Annotated in this window: 2 protein-coding genes; both read left to right on the forward strand. The window is 40.9% G+C overall.

Annotated features, from left to right (window positions below):
- The coding region (locus tag L876_RS22975; RefSeq protein ID WP_037429070.1) for a hypothetical protein at positions 1 to 304 on the forward strand (304 nt) is incomplete at its 5' end.
- Between the two features lie 569 nt (positions 305 to 873).
- Positions 874 to 1827 carry a hypothetical protein gene (locus L876_RS0116250; RefSeq protein WP_156029444.1) on the forward strand — a complete coding sequence of 318 codons (954 nt, stop codon included), beginning with the start codon at positions 874 to 876 and terminating at the stop codon, positions 1825 to 1827.
- Positions 1828 to 2044 lie beyond the last annotated feature (217 nt).

Below are 2044 nucleotides of genomic sequence, written 5' to 3' on the forward strand. Positions count from 1 at the left end.
TTGCGAGGAGCAAAGAGATTTTGTCACAATTGAAAATATGGTAAATAGACAAGATTTTAAAGTTGTTAATGGGTTTCTTGACGACTTTGAAAAGTCTTGTAAAAGTTTGGGGTTAAATGTTTTCAGTAATGGAGTTAACATAAATGAAATTTGTAACAACACAAAAGTCGTAAAAATTTCGAGCAAGTTATATAGGAATCAAACTGAATATGAAGTTACACGCAGTAATATTAAAAATAGAGAAAGCTATGTGCAAGTGTTTAAAACTGATGGCTCTTACGAATTGTATAAAATAGTTTACTGACTTTTGGGGTGAGTGGGCTAAGTACATTGCAGCTCGATTTCAGCCTGAGTTAGTATGTGGTTAACTAAAATTGGCCACGGTTTTATAAGTTGTATTGGCTCAGACCTGATCTGACAGCTCCCCGGCTTTCGGTGCTAGCTCCAATTTATTGGGGCTTTTTCTTGTTTGAAACAGGGCTATGTGACCAGTAGTCTGAGCACTGCTTGCCAGTGAAGCGATCTGTGTCTGACAGCTGGGTGGGCAGTTTGGGGCAACGCCGTTACTAAGCTCAATAGTGTATGATGCTCCTTCCTATAACCTGATTTATGCTGTGTGGCCGAAGTGTATAGTGTTTGCCCACAGTTGGAGCGATTTGAGCCTCAGCTGCTACTGGTGTAATTGACCGATGCTAGTCTTGCCACTTGCTATGCAGCGTTGTCAGTGATTTTTAAAATATCCGGATGTTGTAAAAGTACATGCCATCATCATGAGCTGAAAAAGGCTACTCTTGTTTGTCAGCTTATGGTTATATTTTATGTCAGGTTATGGCTACATCTTTGGGCTAAGTGATTGAAAGCTAGAAGCTGCCTATGTCAGCTTATGCTTTCAGCGACAGCCTTAATTCAGGCAGCAATACATGGAGAGTTGATTTGCAAAATACCTTGGTGAGATGGCTTACTCTGGCCGCTAGTTTAATGTTTGGTATCCTCCTAAGCGCTTCATCAGTACTCGCTTGTGATCTCGATGCGATGATTGCTATCAATACATCTATACAGAGATCTAATGACCTGAAGACGATAAAGGCTGAACTGGAAAAGTGTGGGCAAGGGGTAGGGACACTGGATTTCGAAATAAAGCGACGTGTTAGTAAGTTATATATTGGCGGTGTAGATTCAGAGGTTCAGAAATTTAAAGTCGCCTCATTGACTACACTTTATCTGACTACTGGTGACACATCTTATCTGGATGAGCTTAAGAAAAGTTATTTTGCAACAGAGCATGGCTATTTAGAGTATTGCATGTGGCAGTATTTTTCTGGACAAGAGGTCTGTGACCGGAAGAAACTGATTGCTCTGAGTGAAAGAGATTTACCGCATGCAACTTGGGCTAGTGCGAATTTCGTAGCCGTTCAGCAACGTCGATTGACGTTGTTAGAAAAGGCTGCCAAGCAAGGTCATGTTGATGCCGAAGCCGAATATCTTATTGCAGTGATTGATAAAGATAGCCCCGATTTAGCAGAGCTAAAGGATCGCTTGTTTAGGCTTATTGATTCTGGAGAGAGCATTGATGCGGAGATTTATTATCTCAGAATGCTTAATCTAGGTCGCCAACCTTTCACACATAATCCGAAGTTAGTCGTTGAACTTGCCACTAGATTTCTAAAATATCGGGATATTCCTGAGTACTATTATTTACTTTCAATTGCTTATTTCGATTTAGAGAATGAGACACAGTTCCAAAAATATTTAAGTATCGCTGCTGAAATGGGCAATGAAGATGCAATTTCGTTTAAGAAAAGCATAGAAGAAGCCGCTCAAAAATGAGTTCAGAAAGTAAAAAAGTAGCCACCGATAGTTAATGTGTACTAGCTTAGTTCTGATCTGACAGCTCCCAGCTTTCGGTGCTAGCCCCAATTTATTAGGGCTTTTTCTTGTCTGAAACAGGGCAATGTGATCAGTGGTCTGAGCTGTCGTTGCCAGTAGAAGCGCTCAGTGTCTGCCGGCAGATGGTGCAATATGGGCCAGTGCAGCTAAGTTCAAT

Source organism: Shewanella colwelliana ATCC 39565 (genome assembly GCF_000518705.1).
Classification (GTDB): Bacteria; Pseudomonadota; Gammaproteobacteria; order Enterobacterales; family Shewanellaceae; genus Shewanella; species Shewanella colwelliana.